This window comes from Lachnospira pectinoschiza (genome assembly GCF_900103815.1).
Classification (GTDB): domain Bacteria; phylum Bacillota; class Clostridia; order Lachnospirales; family Lachnospiraceae; genus Lachnospira; species Lachnospira pectinoschiza_B.
Map to the genome: position 1 here is coordinate 86,057 of NZ_FNHZ01000001.1, position 23,924 is coordinate 109,980.

General features: G+C 32.7%; 21 protein-coding genes and 1 pseudogene. 18 read left to right on the plus strand and 4 right to left on the minus strand.

Annotated features, from left to right (window positions below; translation table 11 throughout):
• The first annotated feature begins 60 nt into the window (after positions 1-60).
• The 10 genes and pseudogenes from rfbF to BLQ66_RS11930 all read left to right on the plus strand — a co-directional run bounded on the left by rfbF (position 61) and on the right by BLQ66_RS11930 (position 11,531).
• Positions 61-840 (plus strand): glucose-1-phosphate cytidylyltransferase, encoded by a 780-nt coding sequence (gene rfbF, locus BLQ66_RS00325; protein WP_074520402.1) that lies wholly within the window; start codon positions 61-63, stop codon positions 838-840.
• 10 nt (positions 841-850) lie between these two features.
• The gene (rfbG, locus tag BLQ66_RS00330; protein ID WP_074520403.1) at positions 851-1,897 is read left to right on the plus strand and encodes a CDP-glucose 4,6-dehydratase; all 1,047 of its coding nucleotides are present in this window, start codon (positions 851-853) and stop codon (positions 1,895-1,897) included.
• A gap of 15 nt (positions 1,898-1,912) precedes the next feature.
• A complete protein-coding gene (gene rfbH, locus BLQ66_RS00335; protein ID WP_074520404.1) occupies positions 1,913-3,265 on the plus strand; it encodes a lipopolysaccharide biosynthesis protein RfbH in 1,353 nt (450 codons plus the stop codon).
• Between the two features lie 81 nt (positions 3,266-3,346).
• Entirely contained in the window at positions 3,347-5,212 is a 1,866-nt protein-coding gene (locus tag BLQ66_RS00340; protein ID WP_074520405.1) for a thiamine pyrophosphate-binding protein, read from the plus strand.
• A 1-nt stretch (position 5,213) separates the two neighbouring features.
• A complete protein-coding gene (locus BLQ66_RS00345; RefSeq protein WP_074520406.1) occupies positions 5,214-6,146 on the plus strand; it encodes an NAD-dependent epimerase/dehydratase family protein in 933 nt (310 codons plus the stop codon).
• Position 6,147: 1 nt separating this feature from the next.
• On the plus strand, positions 6,148-7,086 hold the full coding sequence (locus tag BLQ66_RS00350; RefSeq protein WP_074520407.1) for a glycosyltransferase family 2 protein: 939 nt from the start codon (positions 6,148-6,150) through the stop codon (positions 7,084-7,086).
• Positions 7,087-7,112: 26 nt separating this feature from the next.
• The gene (locus BLQ66_RS00355; RefSeq protein ID WP_242869296.1) at positions 7,113-7,631 is read left to right on the plus strand and encodes a GtrA family protein; all 519 of its coding nucleotides are present in this window, start codon (positions 7,113-7,115) and stop codon (positions 7,629-7,631) included.
• A gap of 272 nt (positions 7,632-7,903) precedes the next feature.
• Positions 7,904-10,264: a type I phosphomannose isomerase catalytic subunit gene (locus BLQ66_RS00360; RefSeq protein WP_074520408.1), complete on the plus strand. Its 2,361-nt coding sequence runs from the start codon at positions 7,904-7,906 to the stop codon at positions 10,262-10,264.
• Between the two features lie 129 nt (positions 10,265-10,393).
• Positions 10,394-10,893 (plus strand): annotated as a pseudogene (locus BLQ66_RS11710) (glycosyltransferase family 2 protein); the annotation flags it as partial.
• Between the two features lie 476 nt (positions 10,894-11,369).
• A complete protein-coding gene (locus BLQ66_RS11930) occupies positions 11,370-11,531 on the plus strand; it encodes a hypothetical protein (RefSeq protein ID WP_180364668.1) in 162 nt (53 codons plus the stop codon).
• Between the two features lie 14 nt (positions 11,532-11,545).
• Here BLQ66_RS11930 and BLQ66_RS00370 read toward each other — a convergent pair whose 3' ends face one another.
• Both BLQ66_RS00370 and BLQ66_RS00375 read right to left on the minus strand, forming a co-directional pair.
• Complete coding sequence (locus tag BLQ66_RS00370; RefSeq protein ID WP_074520410.1) at positions 11,546-11,917, minus strand: DUF2029 domain-containing protein; 372 nt, start codon at positions 11,915-11,917, stop codon at positions 11,546-11,548.
• 32 nt (positions 11,918-11,949) lie between these two features.
• Complete coding sequence (locus BLQ66_RS00375; protein ID WP_074520411.1) at positions 11,950-12,204, minus strand: hypothetical protein; 255 nt, start codon at positions 12,202-12,204, stop codon at positions 11,950-11,952.
• Positions 12,205-12,421: 217 nt separating this feature from the next.
• Here BLQ66_RS00375 and BLQ66_RS00380 point away from each other — a divergent pair, with 217 nt between their 5' ends.
• From BLQ66_RS00380 to BLQ66_RS00395, 4 genes are all read left to right on the plus strand, one after another.
• Positions 12,422-13,954 (plus strand): hypothetical protein, encoded by a 1,533-nt coding sequence (locus tag BLQ66_RS00380; RefSeq protein WP_074520412.1) that lies wholly within the window; start codon positions 12,422-12,424, stop codon positions 13,952-13,954.
• 567 nt (positions 13,955-14,521) lie between these two features.
• A complete protein-coding gene (locus BLQ66_RS00385) occupies positions 14,522-14,707 on the plus strand; it encodes a hypothetical protein (protein WP_074520413.1) in 186 nt (61 codons plus the stop codon).
• A gap of 172 nt (positions 14,708-14,879) precedes the next feature.
• On the plus strand, positions 14,880-15,260 hold the full coding sequence (locus BLQ66_RS00390) for a desulfoferrodoxin (protein WP_074520414.1): 381 nt from the start codon (positions 14,880-14,882) through the stop codon (positions 15,258-15,260).
• 212 nt (positions 15,261-15,472) lie between these two features.
• The gene (locus BLQ66_RS00395; protein ID WP_074520415.1) at positions 15,473-16,864 is read left to right on the plus strand and encodes an ATP-binding protein; all 1,392 of its coding nucleotides are present in this window, start codon (positions 15,473-15,475) and stop codon (positions 16,862-16,864) included.
• A 116-nt stretch (positions 16,865-16,980) separates the two neighbouring features.
• Here the strand turns inward: BLQ66_RS00395 and rbr are convergent, their stop codons facing one another.
• Together rbr and BLQ66_RS00405 are read right to left on the minus strand one after the other, a co-directional pair.
• Positions 16,981-17,517: a rubrerythrin gene (rbr, locus tag BLQ66_RS00400; RefSeq protein ID WP_074520416.1), complete on the minus strand. Its 537-nt coding sequence runs from the start codon at positions 17,515-17,517 to the stop codon at positions 16,981-16,983.
• Between the two features lie 28 nt (positions 17,518-17,545).
• The gene (locus BLQ66_RS00405) at positions 17,546-17,908 is read right to left on the minus strand and encodes a Fur family transcriptional regulator (RefSeq protein ID WP_074520417.1); all 363 of its coding nucleotides are present in this window, start codon (positions 17,906-17,908) and stop codon (positions 17,546-17,548) included.
• A gap of 430 nt (positions 17,909-18,338) precedes the next feature.
• Between BLQ66_RS00405 and glf the strand changes: the two genes are divergently transcribed.
• The 4 genes from glf (at position 18,339) to BLQ66_RS00425 (ending at position 23,916) form a co-directional block, all read left to right on the plus strand.
• Positions 18,339-19,496, plus strand: coding sequence for a UDP-galactopyranose mutase (gene glf / locus BLQ66_RS00410; protein ID WP_180364669.1), 1,158 nt, complete (start codon positions 18,339-18,341; stop codon positions 19,494-19,496).
• A 25-nt stretch (positions 19,497-19,521) separates the two neighbouring features.
• Positions 19,522-20,484 carry a glycosyltransferase family 2 protein gene (locus tag BLQ66_RS00415; RefSeq protein WP_074520419.1) on the plus strand — a complete coding sequence of 321 codons (963 nt, stop codon included), beginning with the start codon at positions 19,522-19,524 and terminating at the stop codon, positions 20,482-20,484.
• A 392-nt stretch (positions 20,485-20,876) separates the two neighbouring features.
• A complete protein-coding gene (locus tag BLQ66_RS00420) occupies positions 20,877-21,962 on the plus strand; it encodes a mannose-1-phosphate guanylyltransferase (RefSeq protein WP_074520420.1) in 1,086 nt (361 codons plus the stop codon).
• A 262-nt stretch (positions 21,963-22,224) separates the two neighbouring features.
• Positions 22,225-23,916, plus strand: coding sequence for an MBOAT family O-acyltransferase (locus BLQ66_RS00425; protein WP_074520421.1), 1,692 nt, complete (start codon positions 22,225-22,227; stop codon positions 23,914-23,916).
• Positions 23,917-23,924: the final 8 nt, after the last annotated feature.

Here is a 23,924-nt window from a genome sequence, read left to right on the forward strand (position 1 = left end):
GAAAAAATAGTATATAAATGCTATATTGAGCAATGTTGTAATAAAAATGGAGGATTAAACATGAAAGTAGTTTTACTTGCGGGTGGATACGGGACTAGAATTAGTGAAGAGAGTCAGTATAAACCAAAGCCAATGATTGAAATAGGGGAGAAACCTATCTTATGGCATATTATGAAGGAATATGAGTATTATGGATTCAATGAATTTGTAATATGTGCTGGTTATAAGCAGCATGTTATAAAGGAATGGTTTGCAGATTATTTCTTACATAATAGCGATATAACATTTGATTATACTGATGGTAAGAATGAGATGATTATTCATGAAAACCATAGTGAGCCATGGAAGGTTACAGTAGTAGATACAGGTCTAAATACTATGACTGGTGGTAGAATTAAGAGAATTCAGAAGTATGTTGGTAATGAACCTTTCTTAATGACTTATGGTGATGGTGTTTGTGATGTTGATATTAAAAAGTTAGTTGAATTCCATAAAGAACATGGAAAGATAGCTACATTAACAGCAGTTATGCAGGAACAACAGAAAGGTGTCTTAGATATAGATGGTGATAATGCTGTTAAATCCTTCAGAGAGAAGAGCCAGATGGATGGAGCACCTATTAATGCAGGTTATATGGTATTAAATCCAGAAATCTTTGATTATATTGAAGGTGATACTACAGTTTTTGAAAAAGAACCTTTGGAAAAACTTGCAGCTGAAGGTGAATTAATGTCATATCTACATAAGGGTTATTGGCAGTGTATGGATAATATGCGTGAAAAGCAAATGCTTGAGAAGTTATTAAAGGCAGATAAGGCTCCATGGAAGAAATGGAATTAAGGAGATTAAAATGGATTTAAGTTTTTTTAATGGAAAGAAAGTTTTAGTAACTGGTCATACAGGCTTTAAGGGTACTTGGCTTTGCAGAATATTAATTAATGCTGGTGCAGATGTAACAGGATATTCTTTAAATCCTCCTACTAATCCTAATTTATTTTCATTAGCTGATGTAGAAGATAAGATGAATTCTGTAATAGGTGATATTAGAGATTTAGAACATCTAAAGCAAGTGTTTAAAGAAGTACAACCTGAAATCGTAATGCATTTAGCAGCTCAACCAATTGTTAGAGATTCATATAAGGACCCTGTCTATACATATGAAACAAACGTTATGGGAACAGTAAATATTTGTGAATGTGTAAGATTGAATTCATGTGTTAAATCATTCTTAAATGTAACAACAGATAAGGTTTATCACAATAATGAATGGGAATGGGGATATAGAGAGAATGAACCATTAGATGGTTATGATCCTTATTCAAATAGTAAGTCATGTTCAGAACTTGTTACGCATAGTTATATTAATTCGTTTTTTAATGATGCTAATGTAGCAGTTTCAACTGCAAGAGCTGGTAACGTAATTGGTGGAGGAGATTTTGCTAATGATCGTATCGTTCCAGATTGCGTTAGAGCAGCAATTAAAAAAGAAGATATAGTTGTAAGAAATCCATATTCAACAAGACCATATCAGCATGTATTAGAACCATTAGCTGCATATCTTATGATTGTAATGAAACAGTATGAAGATAAGAAGTACGCAGGATTTTATAACGTAGGACCTGATGATATTGATTGTATAACTACAGGGGTATTAGTTGATACATTCTGTAAAAAATGGGGTGAAAACCTTAAATGGATCAATAAATCTGATAATGGACCTCATGAGGCAAATTTCTTAAAGCTAGATTGTTCTAAGTTAAAATCAACATTTGGTTGGAAACCAAGATGGAATTTTGATATGGCTATAGAAAAGTCAGTTGAGTGGTCAAAAGTTTATGCAAACAATGGTGATATCGTTGAATGTATGGATAATGAAATAAAAGAGTTTTTTAATTAGTGAAAGGGAAAAAGTATGTTTGAGAATAAGAGTGAATTAGATGCAAGAAAAGAAATTCTTGATATTGTAGATGAATATTGCAAAAAGTATCATGCTAATAATGGCATTGCAGAGAAACAGTGGAAAGAAGGAGATAGAATTTCATATGCAAGTAGAGTTTATGATTCTGCTGAAATGAAGAATTTAGTTAATGCTTCTTTAGAGTTTTGGTTAACAGCTGGCCATTATACAGATGAATTTGAAAAGAAGTTAGGCGAATACTTAGGAGTTAGATATGTTTCAGTTGTAAACTCAGGTTCATCTGCTAACTTAAATGCATTTATGGCATTAACATCACCTCTACTTGGCGATAGACAGGTTAAGCGTGGAGATGAAATGATTACTGTTGCAGCAGGTTTCCCAACAACAGTTACACCTGCTATTCAGTATGGTGTTGTACCAGTATTCGTTGATGTTACTATTCCACAGTACAATATTGATGTTACAAAGTTAGAAGAAGCTTTATCAGACAAGACAAAGGTTGTAATGATTGCTCATACATTAGGTAATCCATTTGACTTAACAGCAGTAAAGGATTTCTGTGATAAGCATAATTTATGGCTTATTGAAGATAACTGTGATGCCCTAGGTTCTAAGTATAACTATAAGGGTGAAGAAAAGTTTACAGGTACAATTGGTGATATCGGAACAAGTAGTTTCTATCCTCCACATCATATGACAATGGGTGAAGGTGGTGCAGTGTATACTAATAATCCATTACTAAATAAATGCATTCGTTCATTTAGAGATTGGGGAAGAGATTGTGTTTGTCCATCAGGTAAAGATAATTTATGTGGTCATAGATTTGATAAGCAGTATGGAGAATTACCTTTAGGTTATGATCATAAGTATGTATATTCTCATTTTGGTTACAACTTAAAGGCTACTGATATGCAGACAGCTGTTGGTTGTGCACAGTTAGAAAAGTTCCCTTCATTTGTTGAAAGAAGAAGACATAATTTTGCAAGATTACATGAAGCATTACAGCCTGTAGCTGATAAGATTATTCTTCCTACACCTTGCGAAGGAAGTACACCAAGCTGGTTTGGTTTCTTAATTACAGTTAAGGAAGGCATTGATAGAAAGAAAGTTGTTGAATATGTTGAAAATCATGGCGTACAGACAAGAAACTTATTTGCAGGTAATTTAATTAAGCATCCATGCTTCGATCAGATGCGTGCAACTGGTGAAGGTTATAGAGTTGTTGGCACATTAGAAAATACAGATCGAATTATGAGAGATACATTCTGGGTTGGTGTTTATCCAGGAATGACAGATGAAATAATCGATTACATGGCTAAGACAATTATTGAGGCCGTAAATCAATAATATAATAATTTTTTCATTAGAGAAGTTTTTATAAGAAATTATAGAAACTTCTCTATGTGTGTTTATGAAGGGAGAAATTTCATGAAAGTTAGATTAGCTGATTATGTAGTGGATTTTTTAGTTAAACATGGTGTTAAAGATACATTTATGGTTGTAGGTGGAGGAGCAATGCATTTAAATGATGCATTTGGTCATAACGAATCTATGCATTGTACTTATAATCATCATGAACAGGCATGTGCTATTGCAGCAGAAAGCTATGCAAGATTAGAGAATAATATAGCAGCATTATGTGTTACAACAGGTCCTGGAGGAACAAATGCTTTAACAGGTGTTCTTGGTGGATGGTTAGATTCAATTCCTATGTTTGTTATTAGTGGACAGGTTAGATATGATACAACAGCAAGATATGCTATGCAGTATACAGACGGTTTGCCATTAAGAGCAGTAGGAGATCAGGAATATGATATTGTAAAATCCGTAGAAAACATGACAAAATATGCTGTAATGATTGAGAATCCAAATGATATTCGTTATGCATTAGAAAAAGGATGGCATTTAGCTACAACAGGACGTCCAGGCCCAGTATGGATAGATATTCCAGTAAATTATCAAGGCTCATATATTGAAACAGATGATTTACATGGTTATTTTGGAACAGAAGATCAGGAAAAAGATGATGCTATGTTACCTCCTATTGCTTCTGAAGAAACAGTAGAAAAGATTATCGATATGATAAAAGAAGCCAAAAGACCGGTGATTTATGCTGGCGGTGGCATAAGATTATCTGGTGGATATGATGAATTTAGAAAAGTTATTGATAAATTAAATGTACCTATAGCTACATATTGGAATAGCGTAGATTTAATCGAAACAGATAATCCACTTTATGTTGGTAGAGGCGGAAATATGGGTGATAGAGCAGGAAATTTTGCTGTTCAGAACTCAGATTTATTATTAGCTATAGGAACTAGAATTTCTATTCGTCAAACAGGTTATAGCTTTAATACATGGGCTAGAGAAGCAAAAGTCATAATGGTTGATATTGATAGAGCTGAAATGAAAAAGCATACTATTCATGTAGATATACCAGTTTGGGCAGATGCTAAGGATTTCTTAACAACTTTAAATAATGTAATTGATAAGAAAATAGCTAAAAACGAGCATGTATTTACTGAAGATAGTTGGGTAAAACAGTGTCAGGAATGGAAAGCTAAATATCCAACTACTCTTGAAAGACATTGGAATAACGATGGTAAGACAGCTAATGTATATGCATTTATTAACTATTTAAGTGATAATTTAAAAGAAGGCTCTTTAACAGCTGTTTCTAATGGAGCTTGTTGTGTAGTAGGTCATCAGAATTATGTAATAAAGAAGGATACAAGATTTATTATTAATAGTGCAGTTGCTAGTATGGGATATGGTTTACCAGCTGCTATTGGTTTATGTGTAGCAGGGGGTAAAAAAGATACTATCTGCCTAGAGGGTGATGGCTCTATAATGATGAACTTACAGGAATTACAGACAATTATAACTAATAAATTACCAATTAAGTTATTCTTAATAAATAATAGCGGTTATCATTCAATAAGATTAACACAGAACAACTTATTTAAAGATAAGTGTAAAATTGGTATAGGTCCTGAATCGGGAGATTTAAGTTTCCCAGAGTTCAAAAAGCTTGCAGAAGCATTTGGTTATCCATATTTATCAGCTCATAATAACGAGGAAATGAAAGAAGCAGTCGATAAGGCTCTTTCAATGGATGGATTTGTATTCTGTGAAGTATTTACTGATACTAAGCAGGTATGGGAACCAAAGAGTGCAACAAAGAGACTAGAGGATGGAAGTTTGGTAAGTCCTCCACTTGAAGATTTAGCCCCATTCTTACCACGCGAAGAAGTACTTAGTAATTTATATATTAAACCTGTAGAAGAGGTGTAAAGTGAAAAAAGCGATAATTACAGGTCCAACAGGAACTATAGGAATGGCATTGATTAATGAATTAGTTAATAATGGTGTTGAAGTAGTAGCTGTTGTTAGACCAAATTCTACTAGATCAAGTAGAATTGTAGAAAATAGTAAAATCAAGAAAGTGGAATGTGATTTATCTGAATTAGATAAATTACCAGAGATTCTTGAAAAAGAAAACATTTCTGATATAGATACTTTTTATCATTTTGCATGGGATGGTACATTTGGTAATAGCCGTAACAATATGTATGGACAAAATGAAAACGTTAAGTATTCCCTAGATGCTGTAAAAGCAGCTTCAAGAATAAAGTGTAAAACCTTTATAGGTTCAGGTTCACAAGCTGAATATGGTCGTTTTGAAGGTAAACTAAATGCATTAACACCAACCTTTCCAGAAAATGGATATGGAATTGCTAAGCTATGTGCTGGACAGATGACAAGAATAATGTGTGAAGAATTTGGAATAAAGCATATATGGACTAGAATTTTAAGCATATATGGACCATATGATGGTGATAAGACTATGATTATGAGTTTGATTTCAAGTCTTTTACAAGGTCAAAAACCGTCTTGTACATTAGGAGAGCAAAAGTGGGATTATTTATATTCAAAAGATGCTGCAAAAGCTTTTAGATTATTAGGTGAAAAGGGTAAGCATGGAAAGATTTATACTATAGGATCAGGAAGTGTGAGACCTTTAAAAGATTATATTGTTGGAATGAAGAATCAAATTAATCCAAAAGCAGAAATTGGTTTTGGCGATATACCTTATGGTAATAAACAGGTTATGTACTTATGTGCAGATACCACTGAATTAGTTAATGATACAGGTTTTGAACCAGGTTATAGCTTTGAAGAAGGAATAAATGAAACCATAGATTGGATTAAAAATGGTAGGAGATAAAATGAAAAAGATTAGTATTATGATTCCTTGTTATAATGAGGAAGAGAATGTTATACCAATTAGCGAAGCCATCATTGAAATGTTTGCTAAGGATTTACCTAATTACGATTATGAAATATTATTTATAGATAATGATTCAAGAGATACTACTAGGGTTAAATTAAGACAATTATGTGAGGGCAATAAAAAGATAAGAGCGATTTTTAATGCAAAGAATTTTGGACAGTTTAACTCACCTTACTATGGAATATTACAAACAACAGGTGATTGCACAATTCCAGTATGTGCTGATTTTCAGGATCCAATAGATGTTATTCCTCAGTTAGTAGCAAAATGGGAAGAAGGATATAAGATTGTTTGTGCAGTTAAGACAACAAGTAAAGAAAATAAGATTATGTACTTCTTAAGATCTTGTTATTACAAAATGATAAAGAAGATGTCTTCAGCAGAACAAATTGAACACTTCACTGGATTTGGTTTGTACGATAAGTCCTTTGTTAAGGTTTTAAGAGATTTAAAAGATCCTATTCCTTTTATTAGAGGTATTGTTGGAGAACTTGGCTTTAAAAGAACAGAGATTGAGTACACTCAGGCACAAAGAAGAGCTGGAAAAACTCATAATAACTTTTATACATTATATGATGCAGCAATGCTAAGTTTTACATCATATACTAAAATAGGATTACGTCTTGCAACATTTATAGGTGCATTTGTGGGCTTTATTAGTGTTGTGATAGGTCTTGTGTATTTAGTGTTAAAGTTAATATATTGGGACCGTTTTGCAGCAGGTATGGCACCGTTGATTATATTGGTTAGTTTCTTAGGTGCCCTACAGTTATTCTTTATAGGATTAATGGGTGAATATATTATAAGTATGAATCAAAGGTTAATGAACCGTCCATTGGTAGTCGAAGAAGAAAGAATTAACTTTGATGAGTAAATATATCTATTTGAATGGAGAATCATATGAAATATATATATAATATTATAGAAAAAATTGGATTGTTTTTTCTAAGGATAATATTTAAGATCCTTCATAAAGAATTAAGTCCAGAGGTAGAAAAATCATTTGTTGAATTTATAAAATTTGGTATAGTTGGACTTTCTAACACTGTTATATCGTATTTATTATATTTAATTACACTTACGATATTAGATAAGAATCATCTTTGTATTAGATATGATTATTTTATAGCTAATATGGTTGCATTTATTTTGAGTGTATTATGGTCATTTTATTGGAACAATAAATATGTATTTACAGTAAATGATGGAGAAGAGCGAAATATTTTTGCTGCGCTAATTAAAACTTATATGTCATATGCTTTTACAGGATTGTTTTTAACTAATGTTTTAGCATTTTTATGGGTTGATATCCTAGGTGTTAGCAAATTAATATCTCCACTAATAACACTAATAATAAGTGTACCAATTAACTTTGTTATGAATAAGTTATGGGCATTTAAAAGTAAAGAAGTGAACTAATACTATATTTTGAATTTTATATATTTCCCAAATAAAAAATGGCGTTGATTTCAACGCCATTTTTTTATGTGGTATTATTGTTAAGCACGGATGTGCTAACTAGCTAAAAGTCTATCATATAATAATTAATAAATCAATAAAATAGTTATTGTAATTAACATATATTTTATGATTAAAGTAATGTTAATTGGTGCATTATATTTTAATGTGTGCTATAATCGTTCCGTTAATGACTAAATTTTGACAATCCTATTTGGAGGAATTAATAAGTTATGAAGTGTATTATTTTAGCTGGTGGTAGTGGAGATGCTTTATGGCCATTATCACGCAGACAATTTCCTAAACAGTTTATGAATGTTAAGGAAGGAAGATCTATATTACAGGAGACAGTAGTTCGTAACATGCCTTTCTGTGATGAGTTTTTAATTATTACTAATGAAAGTTATAAGCATATTGTTAACGGTCAATTGAAGGCTTTCCAAAGCCTTAAGTATCGTGTATTACTAGAAGGTGAAGCACATGGAACTGCAGCAGCTATTATGCTTGGTACTTTGTTCTGCAACCAGACAGAAACTGTATTAGTAGTTAATTCAGATAATTTAATTGAAGGCGATGATTATAAAGATACAATTATTGCTGCAAAGGAATTATCTAAGAATGGCGATATTGTAACAGTTGGTTCAAAGCCTCTTTATAGAACATCTACTCTTGGATACATAAAGAGAAAAGGGGAATTAGTTACTCAGTATATTTCAAAGGTTAACTTTGATAACATGCAAAGTAGAGACTTTAGTTATGAAGAGGGCTATCTTTGGAATACAGGCATTTTAGTATTTAGTGCAGGTGCCATGGTTAATTTGGTTAATAAAGTTAATCCTGAGCTATTTAAGAAGTGTAAATTAGCAAAGAGAAAAGTTCCTGCTATTAAACGTTCAATTAAGTTTAATGAGAATGTGATGAAAGATATTCCAACAGGAAGTATTGAAACTTTAGTATTTGAGCAGGCTGATAAGATTAAGGTTGTAGAAGCTACATTTGGATGGAAGGATGTAGGTTCGGCTAATGATTTAGAAGACATTGCACAGGTACATAATCAGGAATTTGTAATTAAAAAAGACTGTAACAATGTAACAGTTATTAACGAAGCAGAGAGAAAACTTGTTGTAGCTAATGATTTAAAAGACATTGTGGTTGTTAATACAGAAGATGCATTATTAGTGTCTTCAAGGCGTTCAGCTGATAGTATTAAAGATATCATTAAGGATAATAAAGATACTTATGAGATGTACTTTGATCATAACAGAATTTCTTATAAAGAATGGGGTACACATGAGCTCTTAAGTTATAACGAAGGTTATAAGGTTCGTAAGGTTACAGTTTATCCTGGATATCAGATGAACTTACATAAGCATGAACTTAGAACAGAACATTGGTCAGTAGTTGAAGGTGTGGCAACTATTACAGTTGGAGATGAGACTAAGGACTATAATAGATTTGAAAGCGTAGATGTACCAATAGGTGTAATGCATAAGGTTGCCAATAAGACTGATAAGGATTTAATTATTATTGAAATCGGAATAGGTGAGAATCTTATGGATGATGATTTCGTAAAGATTTATCAGAGCAATGTAGATACTAATAATGTTGTTGCGGCAGCAGAGCCAATCGTTAAGCTTGATCCAGCCTTTAAGGATAATCTTTGGGGTGGAACTAAGCTTCGTGATGTATATGGTAAGAAATGTGATTACGACATTATTGCTGAGAGCTGGGAGTTATCAGCCCATCCAGATGGACTTAGTAGAATTGCATCAGGTAAATACAAAGGTAGATTATTTAATGATTACTTAAGTATAATTGGAAAAGAGTCTTTAGGTTGGAAGTGCCAAGCACAAGATAGATTCCCAATTCTTATTAAGTTTATCGATGCTAAGAAGGATCTTTCAATTCAGATTCATCCTGATGACGAGTATGCTCTTGAGAAAGAAAATGAGTATGGTAAGAATGAGATGTGGTATGTAATAGATGCAGAACCAGGAGCATTCCTTTACTGTGGTCTAAAGAGAGATGCTACTAAGGAAGAGATTGAAAAAAGAATTAAGAATAATACAATTACAGAAATTCTTAATAGAATCGATGTTAAACCTGGAGATGTAGTAATGGTTAAGGCCGGAACTATTCATGCTATTGGTGCAGGTATCTTAATAGCAGAGATTCAGCAGAATTCAAACTGTACATACAGAATGTATGACTACGATAGAAGAGATAAGTTTGGTAATTTAAGAGAATTACATGTTGCACAGTCCTTAGATGTAGTTGTACCGGAAAAGTTTGTTAAGGATAATAAGAACGAAGTTGTTCTTGCACGTAATGAGCATTACACAGAAGAACGTCTTGTTCAGTGTAAGTACTTTGAAGTAACAAAGTATGAAGTAAATGACGAAGTAAGAATACCTGTAGATGAAGCATCATTTATGTCAGCATTATTCATTGAGGGAAATGGTAGTATTGCTGTAGAAGATGAAAAGGGTGAGATATCTATGAAGTATAAACCGGCAGACAGTTTCTTTGTTAGTGCAGGAAAGAAAGAGATTATTATTAGAGGAAAGGGTACTTGCCTTATTACTCATGTATAGAATGATAGCTCTACTAGAAAATCTAGTAGGGCTATTATTATGTGAAACTATTGTGTTTTGAAAAATATTAGATATAATAGTATATTGTTTAGGTATAATAAAGATGATTTAAACAATTGTTAGAAGAAGATTAGAACGGACAGTGTAGCAGTATTAATACCATGCTATAATGAAAGTGCAACAATTGAGAAAGTTGTAAAAGATTTCAAGAGGATATTCCATAGGCGGTTATTTATGTTAATGATAACAACTCAAGTGATGGAATAGATGAAATCGCAAGAGCTACAGGAGCTGTAGTTAGATATGAAAGACATCAGGGAAAAGGTAACGTTATAAGAAGATTGTTTAGAGACATCGATGCAGAATGTTATCTAATGGCCGATGGAAATGATATATATTCAGCAAGTGAAGCTAAGGAAATGGCAAGACTTGTATTAGAAGAACAGGCTGATATGGTTGTAGGTGATAGATTATCATCAACATACTTTATAGAGAGTAAGAGCCCATTTTATAACTTTGGTAATGGTTTGGTTAGGTTCTCCATTAATCATATCTTTAAGACAAAGAATAATGATATTATGACAGGCTATAGAGCTATGAGTTATCAGTTTGTAAAGACATTCTCAGTTAATGGACAGATTCCCAACACTTATTGTTTGCTGCTTTATGATTTTAACATCAATAATTGCTATTTTCTTTTAATAAAAGCAAATAAACTATATATATCATAAGTTATACAATAAATTAATAATAACACATAACATAATTGAGTTAGTATAGTATTAAAAGTGTAATTTGGATAACCTGTAATAGGTATTTGTAAACCCAATAATGCTATAGGTAGCTGCATTATTAACATAATTACAAAAATTAAGGTATCTAAATTAAGTTTTAAATAATTAACATCTCTTAGATAAAATATAAAACTAAATAATAAGAAAGAAGTTGTATAAGCTGTTGATTGTTGAACGGTAAAAATAGCTATAACAATAAATAAGATTTTCATTTATCTTTTACACATAAGCTCAACAATATAATAATAAATGCTACTACATAAGAAATTTTTTGCATAAAACTTATTATATTTATGTAAGGATATATATTAATGTCAGCTCCAGTTATTTTTTGTGTAAGGGCAATCATAGTTTTAAAGATACATTGTAAGCCAAAATATCCAAAATTATTTACTCCAGTTCCTGAAAATCCTAAAAGAATTATAAAAATTGTTTTATTGCAGATAGTCCACCAAAAAATAGAGAGGAAATAAAAATAATGATAAACCTACGATAACGGTTTTATAGCGTCTATATATTTTTTTTCTTTAATTAGGATAATGCCGAAAAATACTGGATATAGTTTTAAATTTGCGGCTACAGCTAAACAGGTAAGTGCCATATTACGTTTAAATTTAGATTTGTTATCATAGTTATTTAAAAAATACATGATTAGTGCAATTGTAGGTAAAATAATATTACCTCGTTTTATAGCGTAAATCACTCCAATTGAATAACATAAAGTAATTGAAACTACAGTATTATTAGAATATTTTTTAGTATATCTTTTAGTATATATAAGTAGCAATATTGTAATTATAAATAGCATCATACTATTTTGTAATGTACGTAAATCCGCTGCAGTTCCATACGCATTCATTATAGCTCCCATATTTGTTGGAATTATCGATTTTATATATGATGGAAGAATGCAATATAACCCATAAAAAAATTTGCTAGAAGTGGATATACTGTATCAAATCCCATATAAGGATTTGTCCCTTGTGTATATAGAATACTTGAAAAGAAATCCATACCTGTATCTAAATTATTAACAAATAATAATTCTTGAGATGCTGAACCATCTAAAAATAAATCGAGAAAGATCCAAACAAAAATTGATAACAAAATTGATATTATTGTAATAGTTCTAGCTTTAAGTTTCATGATAACCCCTTTTTTGAATTAATCTAGTTAAATTAAAAGTAATTATTTGATTTATAGCCATATTTAGAAAATAAAAGGTATTAGTCATTTAATCTTATATGCGATATAACGTATAACATACAAATACTGTCGTAGATTGACTTTTTATGCACCAAGTGCTATATTTTTTGGTGTCTATTATTAAATAGTACAATAAAAAGAAGGGTGAGAGTAGTCAATGAATAAGTATAAAAAAGCAGCGATATTTGTATTCTTGTTTGTATTATATAGTGCTTTTATCATTTGGAGATTTTCTTTTTGGGCGCTAAATTCCGACTATGCAAATTTAGTACTTGAAGCAAAAGATATTTTAAGTGGAAATTTTTTTAGATCTAACTGGAACTTAACTGGAATTTCATTTCTATTTACAGATGTAATATATTATATAATAGGAGTATTGGTAGCAGGAGTTTCGAGTAGGGCTTATGTAATAGCTTCCGGATTGATGCAAATTGCATTAGTTTTGGTTTCGCTGTTGTTAATTAAAGATAAGTTTGAAAAATCAAAGTGGGAAAAGGGCTTATTATTTTTAATTTATGCCATGTTACCCGGATTATTTGCACTTAATCTTTTACGTGCTCATGTAGGCGTTTTTGTAATTTCGTTTGTAAATGTATTTATTGTTACTAAATTAAATGAATGTGTTGAAAAAAAGAAAATTATATTACTTGGATTATTATATATTATTTTAACAGCACTTGCAGTTGAAAGTGATCCGATAATCATATTATTACTAATAGCTCCAATGTGTTTTTGGGCTTTTTGGAGCTTTATATTAGATAAGATAAGTTTAAATAGAGCAGGTATAATTGTTGCCATTAATGCTATCGGTTTAATAACTGGTTTTTTACTAGATAAATTATACTTTTTTGTAGGAGGAGCAAATAAAAATTCTTTTTTAGATTCAAAATTTTTTGTATCATTAGAGAGTTTACCTAGTAAAATAATTGTTTACATAAGAAGTATTTTATATTTGGTTGATGGAAATTTTGAAAATACCCAACTGTTTTCTGTAAAAACAGTATTTTATGCAATCAATGTTTTAATTGTATTAATGTTTTTTTGCATAATAATATCTAATATTATTAAATTTCTATCAGGTAAAGATTATGATTTTATAACTACAATATTAGGCTTAGCCTTTATTATAATGTCATTGGTATTTATTATGACTACAATTTCGGTTGATTATATAAGTGCAAGATATTTATCATTTTTTGATGCGCTTGTTGCTATTGTGTTTATAAGAAATTATGATAATTTAATTATTAATAAAAACAAGAAAACGAAAATAACCGTACTAATAACATTATTATTAGTGCTTGTTTTAAAAGCTTATATGGTACACTTAGATGAAAAAGAAAGTACAGATGACACATTACAACTTATAGAAACATTGGAAGATAATAATTTAACAACTGGTTATGCAGGATTTTGGGAAGCATCTAAATTAACAGTTTTATCTAGAGAAAGTGTTAAGGTTAGAGCTGTTATATGTGAAGGGGAAGATTATGGAATGTATAACTGGTTTTGTAAATCATCTTGGTATGAAGAACCATCGAATTACATTATAGTTTATGATGGTGACATATTTGGCATAAATAGTAATAATATTTTTAAGATATTAGGACAACCTCAAAAAGTGTTGGAATCTGGGCAATATAAAATATGTGTATATGATTATGATATAAGTACAAAATTGGCATGGTAGTATCATAATCCATGTTTTTATAACTGCGAAAGAATGTAAAGTGGTATAAATTACAACATTAAATATATTTAATCGTTATAAATAGCTGATATTTAAAATAAAAATTTTTATAATATGAGTGAATCTTATAGATGCTATCTCGTAGTGTAAGGGATAGCATCTAATTTGTTTAGAATGTATGAAAAACTGAGATTATATTTATGAACAAGAGTGGACATATGGATGCTATACTATATTTTATAGTTAGCATTCATTTTTATTGAAACATACTTAGAAGTTAGGATGATTATAAGTAAATTAATCTATACTGTAGGAATTAAATATGATTTATAGAAACTGTAAATTACAAATTAATTTAAACAAATAATGTATATTTATTTTTTTAAAGACTGATAAAAATGGAATTCAACGTATAAAATATGGTAATATAAATATGAAAAGTATTGACTTTAAATAATAAAAAGCTATTTCTTATTAATTTAAATAGTGTATAATTATATTGCAAGTTCTACATTTATGATATATTTAATACACGATAGTGATTCATTTAGAACATGGTGGAGAAATATGGATTGGGCTAAGTTATTATATGAAAGTCCCAAACTGTTCTTAATTAGTTTGTTTAAATGGATGGTAATTACATTTGCAATAGGATTTGCAGCTTATATATTATACCAATTTGTATGTTTTATGTTTTTTAAGTTAAAGTTCTTGGTTATAAAAGAACCAAAGGTGATGGAAACTGAAGAATAGAATGATTAAGAGGGAGGTAGCTAATAGTGGCTACCTCTTTTTTGATTTGTGTTATAAGGAATATCTTATTTTGAAACATTATTTGTGTTCTTTTAAATATACTCCTTGTATACCAACTCGATATAAGTTATAATATTACTATCCAAATGTATAACTAAATAAGGAGGTTTTTATGGCAGAATTAATGATTTATCGTTGCAACATTTGCGGCAATATTATCATGAAACTTCATGATGGGGGCGGTCCATTAGTATGTTGCGGTCAGGACATGACTTTACTTAAGGCTAACACAACAGATGCAGCTACAGAGAAGCATGTACCAGTAGTAGAGTGCAACGGTGATGAAGTTATCGTAAAGATTGGTGAAGTAGAGCATCCAATGGTGGAAGAGCACTTCATTCAGTTTGTCTGTCTCCAGACAGAAGATGGTGTACTTGTAGAGTATCTTAAGCCAGGTCAGCCACCATGCGTTAAGTTTAACCTTGGCGGAAAGAAGGCAGTAGCAGCTTATGAGTACTGCAATCTTCATGGTCTTTGGAAGAAAGATTTATAAGACTTGTAACATTTTTTAAAAGAAAATGCTACTAATAAACAACCCCATTGGGTCGTGTTAATAACAGTGATGATAGCTGTTGATTGATACGGGCTGATGGGGTTGTTTGGTTTGTATTATAAGAAATGGTATCAATAGAATAGAATAATTTACAATTTATATAATTTGGATTATAATAATCTAAATTATATAAATTGTGATGGAGGTTTGCTATGGAACTATTTGTTGGAAGAGAAGAAGAATTAGAAACATTAGAAAACGAGTATAATAGCAGCTCACCAGCTTTTGTAGTTGTTTATGGAAGAAGACGAGTTGGTAAAACAACTTTGATCAATCATTTTTGTGAGAATAAGAAATCTATATATTATTTGGCAACAGAAGAAAGCGAATTTGAAAATAGAAATGCCTTTAAAGATTTAGTTTCATTAGAACTTGAAGATGAGCTTTTATCTAGTGCTAATCTTGATACTTGGATGCCTATTTTTAAAAGAATAGCAGAGGAATCAAAGAAAGAGAGAATTGTATTAGTAATTGACGAATTTCAATATCTAGGTAAGTCTAATAAGGCATTTCCTTCTATTATGCAAAAGGCTTGGGATGAGATATTATCTAAGGCTAATGTAATGCTTATATTATGCGGTTCTTTAATTAATATGATGACCTCACAGGTGCTAAATTATGATTCTCCACTTTATGGAAGAAGAACTGCGCAGATAAAACTAAAGCAGATTGATTTTTCATACTATCATTTATTTGATGAAACTTTAAATTTAGATCAGCAAATAATGCAATATGCGGTAACAGGTGGTGTTCCAAAATACATAGAGTTATTTAGTAAAGACAAGGATATTTATAAAGCGATAAAAAAGAATGTGCTTTCTCTTAATTCATTTTTATACGCTGAACCTGAGTTTTTATTACAAAAGGAAGTATCTGAAGTAGGAAGTTATTATTCAATATTAAAAACTATTGCTGCCGGTAATTATAAACTATCTAAAATAGCTACTTATCTTGAAGTTGCTCAATCAAAGTTAACCTCATATTTAAAGGTCTTAGTGGACCTAGATATAATCGAGAGAGAAGTTCCCATAACTGAGGAGAATCCAAGTAAGAGCAAGATGGGTTTGTATAAGATTAAGGATAATTTTATAGTTTTCTGGTTTAAGTTTATATATCCTAATAGGGGATTATTAGAATCTGGAAAAGGACAATATGTAGAGGATAAGATAAAGAAGAATTTTATAGATAATCATGTCTCATATGTATATGAAGACATATGTAGAGAAGATGCATGGAATTTATTGGCAAATGGAATACCTTTTAATAGATTAGGAAGATGGTGGGGAGCTAAAGATGTTGAAATTGACATACTAGCGTATGATTCTAACGGCGAAGATATCGTGTTTGGAGAGTGTAAATACTCTAAGAATAAAAAGGGAATGGATGTATTGATGTCCTTAAAAGAGAAGGCTAAAAGTGTTAAATGGAAGACACAATCAAGAAGAGAGTATTATTGCATTTATTCGAAATCTGGTTTTACAGATGAATTAATAGATTTTGCATCAAAGAATAGCAACGTTATTCTAAAGCAGTTATCTTTATAATATGTAGTTATAATCAATAAAAAAGCGTTACCGCCAAGTAATTCACCTAGTGAAAAACCTGCGATAACGCTTTCATTTCATATATATCTAATCTTTATCCCTAAGATTATTTCTAATTAGTAGTTTTCTTCATGCACTTCAAAGAAGCTCTTTGGATGTGCACAGACTGGACATGCCTCAGGAGCTTTTGTACCAACAACGATATGGCCACAGTTACGGCATTCCCAAACCTTAACTTCGCTCTTCTCGAATACCTGCTTTGTTTCAACATTCTGTAAGAGCTTTCTATAACGTTCCTCATGCATCTTCTCGATTGCTGCAACCATTCTAAACTTAGCAGCTAAAGCTGTAAAGCCTTCTTCTTCAGCAGTCTTAGCAAAACCATCATACATATCTGTCCATTCGTAGTTCTCGCCTTCTGCAGCTGATAAAAGGTTAGCTGGTGTATCACCAAGACATCCAAGTTCCTTGAACCATAACTTAGCATGTTCCTTTTCGTTGTTAGCTGTCTTCTCGAAGAGAGCTGCAATCTGCTCGTAGCCTTCTTTTCTTGCTACTGAAGCAAAATATGTATATTTATTACGTGCCTGTGATTCACCAGCGAAAGCTGTCTCTAAGTTCTTCTCTGTCTGTGTTCCTGCATACTTGTTCATAATTAAATGTCCTCCTTAAAATAAAAAATTAATGATTCTTTTTGCAATCGTCGCATATATAAGAAACCTTAAGGTCATAAGATAGTATCTTAATACCGGATTGCTTTTCAATTGATTCTGTTAGATCCTCAAATGTGAAATCGGAAATCTTACCACACTTAGCACATATTAAATGATCGTGACGAACAGTCTTATCGTATCTGTCTGACCCACCGTCCATTGCAATCTTTCTAACATCGCCGTTCTTAACTAAGGTGCCTAGATTATTATAAATAGTTGCAAGGACGACTTTAGAATTCTTAGCCTTGAGCTTTAGAAAAATCTCTTCAGCAGTAAGGTGATCACTTGAAGCATTTACAATGTCTAAAATTTCCTTAGCGTATTTCGTCATGGTAATTCTCCTTCCATAAACTTGATTAAGCGTTATGAAAATGTATCTCAATCGCTTAACTTGGAATTAGAATAATTCTAAATTTAAATTTTGTCAAGAGAATTTCTTAAAATAATCCCAATAAAATATAAAATTCACATCTGCGATACATATGTTTATTATAAACTATGCCTTTCAAATATACAAGAGATATTGTTTTACAGAGGATTTGGCTCTATAATTGTAGCTACGGGAAACTAGAAAAAATATTAGAATTAGATGTCAAGACTCGCTCGCGAGTCTTGCGCGTCGGATTCGGGTCTGCTACTGCAGACAAATTCCTGTCCGAATCCGTGCGCATCCTCGCGGAGCGTTTAACTCAGTCGGAGCTTGTACTCCGACTGAGTTAAAATTTAGCTAGGAATTAAAACAGAAAGGTAACTAAGAGATTATGTACGATTATATTATTGTTGGCTCAGGTTTATACGGAGCTACATTTGCAAGAGAATTAACTAATGCAGGAAAGAAAGTTCTTGTAATTGATAAGAGAGGCAATATCGCCGGTAACATCTACACAGAGAAGCAGGAAGGGATAAATGTTCATAAGTATGGCGCACACATTTTCCATACTAATAACAAGAAAGTCTGGGATTATCTTAATCAGTTTATCGATTTTAATAGATTTACTAACTCACCAGTTGCTAATTACAAGGGAGAATTATATTCTTTACCATTTAACATGTACACATTTAACAAGATGTGGGGCGTAGTTACACCGAAAGAGGCTATGGCTAAAATTGAAGAGCAAAGAGCTGAAGGTGAGAAGGCTAGAACTAATGCAGATGGTAGCGTTAATCCACCAGCCAACTTAGAAGAGCAGGCAATTAGCCTTGTGGGTAAGGATATTTATGAGAAGTTAATTAAGGGTTATACAATGAAGCAGTGGGGAAGAGCTTGTACAGAGCTTCCAGCCTTTATTATTAAGAGACTTCCAGTGCGTTTAACATTTGATAATAACTACTTTAATGCCCTCTATCAGGGTATTCCAATCGGTGGCTACACTAAGCTTGTGGCAAATATGCTTGAGGGTATCGATGTTAGACTTAACCTTGATTATCTTGATGAGGCAACAAAAAAGAGCCTTCTTGCTGAATTAAAGGAAGACGGTAAGGTGGTTTACACAGGTCCTATTGATGCTTACTTTGACTATAAGCTTGGCACCCTCGAATATCGTTCTGTGCGTTTTGAAAATGAAACCCTTGATATTCCAAACTTCCAAGGAAACGCAGCTGTGAACTACACTGACAGCGAGACACCATGGACAAGAATTATTGAACATAAGTGGTTTGAATTTGGTAAGGATGAAGAAGGTAACGATCTTCCTAAGACAATCATATCAAGAGAGTATAGTTCTGAGTGGAAGCCAGGAGATGAACCATATTATCCAGTTAATGATGAGAAGAATGGCAAACTCTACGAAGACTACAAGGCTCTTGCAGCTAAGGAAGATAAGGTGATCTTTGGTGGCAGACTTGGAGAGTATAAGTACTATGATATGGATGCAGTTGTAGCATCAGCGCTTGAGAGAGTAGAGAAAGAACTAGCATAGAAGTCACAAAGGGGTGGGTAGAATTATGGATAAAATCGCAGTTCTAATTCCTTGTTACAACGAGGAGAAAACGATAGAAAAAGTAGTGAAGGATTTTCGCGCAGTCATTGAAAAATATGGGGATGATGGTGACTGCCGCGTATATGTCTATGACAACAACTCAACGGATAAGACCGCTTTTCTTGCAAGGGCAGCAGGGGCTGTTGTGAGACACGAATACAAGCAGGGTAAAGGAAATGTAGTGCGTCGCATGTTTCGTGAAATTGACGCAAGGTGTTATGTCATCGCAGATGGTGATGATACATATCCGGCAGAATCCGCTAAGGCAATGATTGATGCCGTTCTTGAACGACAAGCGGATATGGTAGTTGGCGATAGACTTTCTTCTACTTATTTTGGTGAAAATAAAAGACCTTTCCACAACTTTGGAAACGTCCTTGTAAGAAAGAGTATTAATTTCCTCTTTAAAAGCGATATCAAGGATATCATGACAGGTTATAGGGCCTTTAGCTATCAATTTGTAAAAAGCTTCCCGGTTCTATCCAATGGCTTTGAAATCGAAACAGAGATGAGTATTCACGCTATAGATAAGAACATGAATATTATAAACACCGTAGTGGATTACAAGGATAGACCAGAAGGCAGCGTGTCAAAGCTTAATACCTATTCAGATGGCTTTAAGGTTTTGTGTACTATATGGAAGTTGTTTAGACATATTAGACCCTTGCGATTCTTTGGAACACTAGCAATAATATTGGGCTTGATATCCATAGGCTTTTTTGTGCCAATACTTGTGGAGTTTATTAAGACGGGCTTAGTTCGTCGTTTTCCTACACTTATTATATGTGGCTTTACAATGATAGCTGCAATTCAATCATTTTTTGCAGGCTTAATATTGGAGAATATAAAGGATAATAATAGGGAATATTTTGAGTTGGAATTAATAAGACTTAATGAATTTTATTCTAGAAATTCTAAGGAGGAATGATGCATTTCTTTAAAAGGTTCACCCTATACCCACCATCTTTCCCCCTAGGTTTATAACCACAAGCCAATAGTCCCTTAGACCTAAAAATATTAACAAAAACAGAAAATAGGAGTATTAAAATAATAAATATTCTCTAAATAAACTTATAATTTAAAGGAAAAATGTTGACATTTTCTTAACATAAGTGTTAAAATCAAGCCATAAATTTGAAGGTTTGCTGGCAGTGAAGCGGGGACTTGGGCTGCGCCGAACTTTCAAGTTTATTTATTGCGGAGATTATAATGATTTATAAACTGGAGGCATCAATTCTGATGAATTGATGCCTCTAGTAACATTTTCGCGATTAGAATATCTAATTAGAAAAGTGCTAGTCACTTAATGGAGGATTAAACATGAAGACTACAGCGTTAATTATGGCAGGTGGTAAGGGTGAAAGATTCTGGCCAAGAAGCCGTGTGAATTTACCTAAGCAGTTCTTATCACTTACAGGTGATGGAAAGACAATGATTCAGCTTACAGTTGAAAGAATCAGCCCATTAGTTAAGCTAGAAGATGTTTATATTGCTACTAACAAGAACTATAAGGAATTAGTAAAACAGCAGTTACCAGGTCTCCCAGAGGAGAACATTCTCTGTGAACCTATCGGACGTAATACAGCACCATGTATCGGTCTTGGCGCAGTACACGTACTTGATAAGGCTCAGAAGAACGGTGAAGACGATGCAGTTATGATCGTTTTACCATCAGATCACTTAATTAAGAAAAATGAAGTTTTCGCTGACACATTTAAGGAAGCAGTTGAAATTGCAACTAAGGGCGAGAACTTAGTAACAGTAGGTATTACACCTAACTATCCTGAAACAGGATATGGATATATTCAGTACGATGAAAGCACTACAGATGGCAATGGCCGCAAGGTTGCTAGATTCGTTGAGAAGCCAGACCTTGAAACAGCTAAGTCATACCTTGCTGAAGGTAACTACCTTTGGAACTCAGGTATGTTTGTTTGGAAGGTTTCAACAATCATGGATTGTTTCAAGAGCTTCATGAACAGCACATACGAAGGCCTCTTAAAGATTAAGGATGCTATTGGAACAGATTCAGAAGATGCAGTATTAAATGCAGAGTTCCCTAACCTTGAATCACAGTCAGTTGACTACGGTATCATGGAGAAGGCTAGCTCAATCTTCACACTTCCAGGTAACTTTGGCTGGGATGATGTTGGATCATGGCTTGCAGTTGGTCGTATTAAGGACAACGACGACAAGGGCAACGTAGTTACAGGTAACGTTGTAACAGTTAACACAGAGAATACAGTAATCGAAGGAAAGGATAAGCTCATTGCTACAGTAGGTCTTAGAGACATGGTTGTAGTTGACACTGACGATGCTATTCTTATTTCGACTAAGGAAAATGCTGGCGAGATCAAGCAGGTTCTCGCAAAACTTAGAGAGTCTGGAAAGACACAGTATCTATAAAATTTTATTAAGTTAAGAATTATCCCCTCCTTATTGGATATATCAATAAGGAGGGGATTTTTATATGATGCTATAAGTTTAGAGTAGATATTATATTTATTAAAAAATTAACGAGCTAAGTCTTATTTGTGACTAGTCGTGAATTCTTAGTGAACAATTTTTGATACTTATTGAAGATTAATTTTCATAGTGCTATTATCAATTAGGTGCTCAATTTCGGGCACTTTCAGGATAAAGCATTAATATACTTTAGGAGTTAGAAATGGAATTATACTCATTGGAATTTGCACTATTTATGGTGGCTTTGCTAGCAGTGTATTACGGAGTAGAGAAGATATTTAATCAATCCAAATATAAAGAAGGTTATCAATGGATTGTGTTAACTGTTGCCAATATGATTTTTTACGGCTTATGTGGTTTTACTAATCTGATATACATTTTCACAACATCTGTAACAACTTTCGCTGCAGGCCTATATATGAGCAAAAGGACAGAAAGAAACGCCCTAGATAAGAAAGCACTTAAGAATGACGAAACAAAGTCTAAAGACGAGATAAAAGAAGCTAAGGCAAAACTTAAAGCTAAGTATATGTTTGATAAGCGTGTGGCATTGGTAATTGTTTTACTAATCAACTTTGGAATTCTTGCTTATTTAAAATATTGGTCAAGCATTTACGAGTTTTTCAATGGACTAGGAGCTAAGACAGTAGCAGAGACTATTGAAGAGTCCGTAACTGAATCGGGCAATACAATTTTCTCCGCCTCAAGCGTGGTTATTCCTCTTGGAATTTCCTTTTATACATTCCAATCAGTTAGCTATTTAATTGATATGTATAATGGAAAGTATAAGGCCGAGAATAATTTTTTTAAGTACCTTAATTTCGTATCTTTCTTTCCACAATTACTTCAGGGACCAATTAATAGATATGATCAATTGGGAAATCAGCTAAATGGCAGACACAAACTTGATTTAGACAACATACATAGAGGAATACTTCGTATGTGCTATGGCTTTTTTAAAAAATATGCCATTGCCGACATGGTATCTCCTATCATCATAGCAGCCTTTAGAAATATAGATTCAAAGACACCAGGAAGCATTATCGTCTTTACAATACTTCTCTATTCCATTGAGCAGTACTGCGATTTCTCAGGCGGTATCGACATGGTTATGGGTGCCTCAAAGATGCTTGGTATCGACATGATGGAAAACTTCCGTCAGCCATACTTTAGTAAGTCTCTAGGGGAGTTCTGGAGAAGATGGCACATTTCCCTTGGTGCTTGGATGAGAGACTACATTTTTTATCCAGTTGCCCTTACAAAGCCTATGCAGTCCCTATCTAAGGCCTGCAAAAAGCTTAAGAATAAAAATTTAGCAACCCATCTTAGCAGAACCCTTCCGGCCTGTCTTGCAAACCTACTAGTTTTCTTTATTGTAGGACTTTGGCACGGGGCAGCATCCCACTTTATTATTTGGGGTATTTATAACGGACTTGTAATCGCCCTAAGCGACCTATTTAGCCCAGTTTTTGACAAGATGGTAGCAGTCTTACACATTAATAGAGAGAACAAATTTTACAAGGCTTTTGCCATTGTAAGAACCTTTATAGTTGTAAATATCGGTTGGTATTTTGATGTATTGGTAAATCCAAGTTATAGCTTACTTTGCCTACGCAACACATTTACCTACTTTCATCCAGAGCGTTTCCTTAGAAGACTTAAGGACTGCGCAGTTTATGAGCAAAATCTATGCCTTAACCTAGCCTTTATTGGCTGCATCGTGGTGCTTATTATCAGCATCCTAAAGGAGCGCGGCATCGACCCAACTGAAAAGCTTATGAAGTCCCCAATTCCTTTTAGAATTGTACTTTATTCAACACTAATAATTATGATGTTAATATCCTTTGGACTTAGCAGTGCATCTAGCGGAAGCTTTATGTACGCGAACTATTAATAAGGAGG

Bases quoted from the DNA above. Each gene is read 5' to 3' on its own strand.
- rfbF (WP_074520402.1), top strand. From the start codon at position 61: ATGAAAGTAGTTTTACTTGCGGGTGGATACGGGACTAGAATTAGTGAA.
- rfbG (WP_074520403.1), top strand. From the start codon at position 851: ATGGATTTAAGTTTTTTTAATGGAAAGAAAGTTTTAGTAACTGGTCAT.
- rfbH (WP_074520404.1), top strand. From the start codon at position 1,913: ATGTTTGAGAATAAGAGTGAATTAGATGCAAGAAAAGAAATTCTTGAT.
- BLQ66_RS00340 (WP_074520405.1), top strand. From the start codon at position 3,347: ATGAAAGTTAGATTAGCTGATTATGTAGTGGATTTTTTAGTTAAACAT.
- BLQ66_RS00350 (WP_074520407.1), top strand. From the start codon at position 6,148: ATGAAAAAGATTAGTATTATGATTCCTTGTTATAATGAGGAAGAGAAT.
- BLQ66_RS00355 (WP_242869296.1), top strand. From the start codon at position 7,113: ATGAAATATATATATAATATTATAGAAAAAATTGGATTGTTTTTTCTA.
- BLQ66_RS00360 (WP_074520408.1), top strand. From the start codon at position 7,904: ATGAAGTGTATTATTTTAGCTGGTGGTAGTGGAGATGCTTTATGGCCA.
- BLQ66_RS11930 (WP_180364668.1), top strand. From the start codon at position 11,370: ATGTCAGCTCCAGTTATTTTTTGTGTAAGGGCAATCATAGTTTTAAAG.
- BLQ66_RS00370 (WP_074520410.1), bottom strand. From the start codon at position 11,917: ATGAATGCGTATGGAACTGCAGCGGATTTACGTACATTACAAAATAGT.
- BLQ66_RS00375 (WP_074520411.1), bottom strand. From the start codon at position 12,204: ATGAAACTTAAAGCTAGAACTATTACAATAATATCAATTTTGTTATCA.
- BLQ66_RS00380 (WP_074520412.1), top strand. From the start codon at position 12,422: ATGAATAAGTATAAAAAAGCAGCGATATTTGTATTCTTGTTTGTATTA.
- BLQ66_RS00385 (WP_074520413.1), top strand. From the start codon at position 14,522: ATGGATTGGGCTAAGTTATTATATGAAAGTCCCAAACTGTTCTTAATT.
- BLQ66_RS00390 (WP_074520414.1), top strand. From the start codon at position 14,880: ATGGCAGAATTAATGATTTATCGTTGCAACATTTGCGGCAATATTATC.
- BLQ66_RS00395 (WP_074520415.1), top strand. From the start codon at position 15,473: ATGGAACTATTTGTTGGAAGAGAAGAAGAATTAGAAACATTAGAAAAC.
- rbr (WP_074520416.1), bottom strand. From the start codon at position 17,517: ATGAACAAGTATGCAGGAACACAGACAGAGAAGAACTTAGAGACAGCT.
- BLQ66_RS00405 (WP_074520417.1), bottom strand. From the start codon at position 17,908: ATGACGAAATACGCTAAGGAAATTTTAGACATTGTAAATGCTTCAAGT.
- glf (WP_180364669.1), top strand. From the start codon at position 18,339: ATGTACGATTATATTATTGTTGGCTCAGGTTTATACGGAGCTACATTT.
- BLQ66_RS00415 (WP_074520419.1), top strand. From the start codon at position 19,522: ATGGATAAAATCGCAGTTCTAATTCCTTGTTACAACGAGGAGAAAACG.
- BLQ66_RS00420 (WP_074520420.1), top strand. From the start codon at position 20,877: ATGAAGACTACAGCGTTAATTATGGCAGGTGGTAAGGGTGAAAGATTC.
- BLQ66_RS00425 (WP_074520421.1), top strand. From the start codon at position 22,225: ATGGAATTATACTCATTGGAATTTGCACTATTTATGGTGGCTTTGCTA.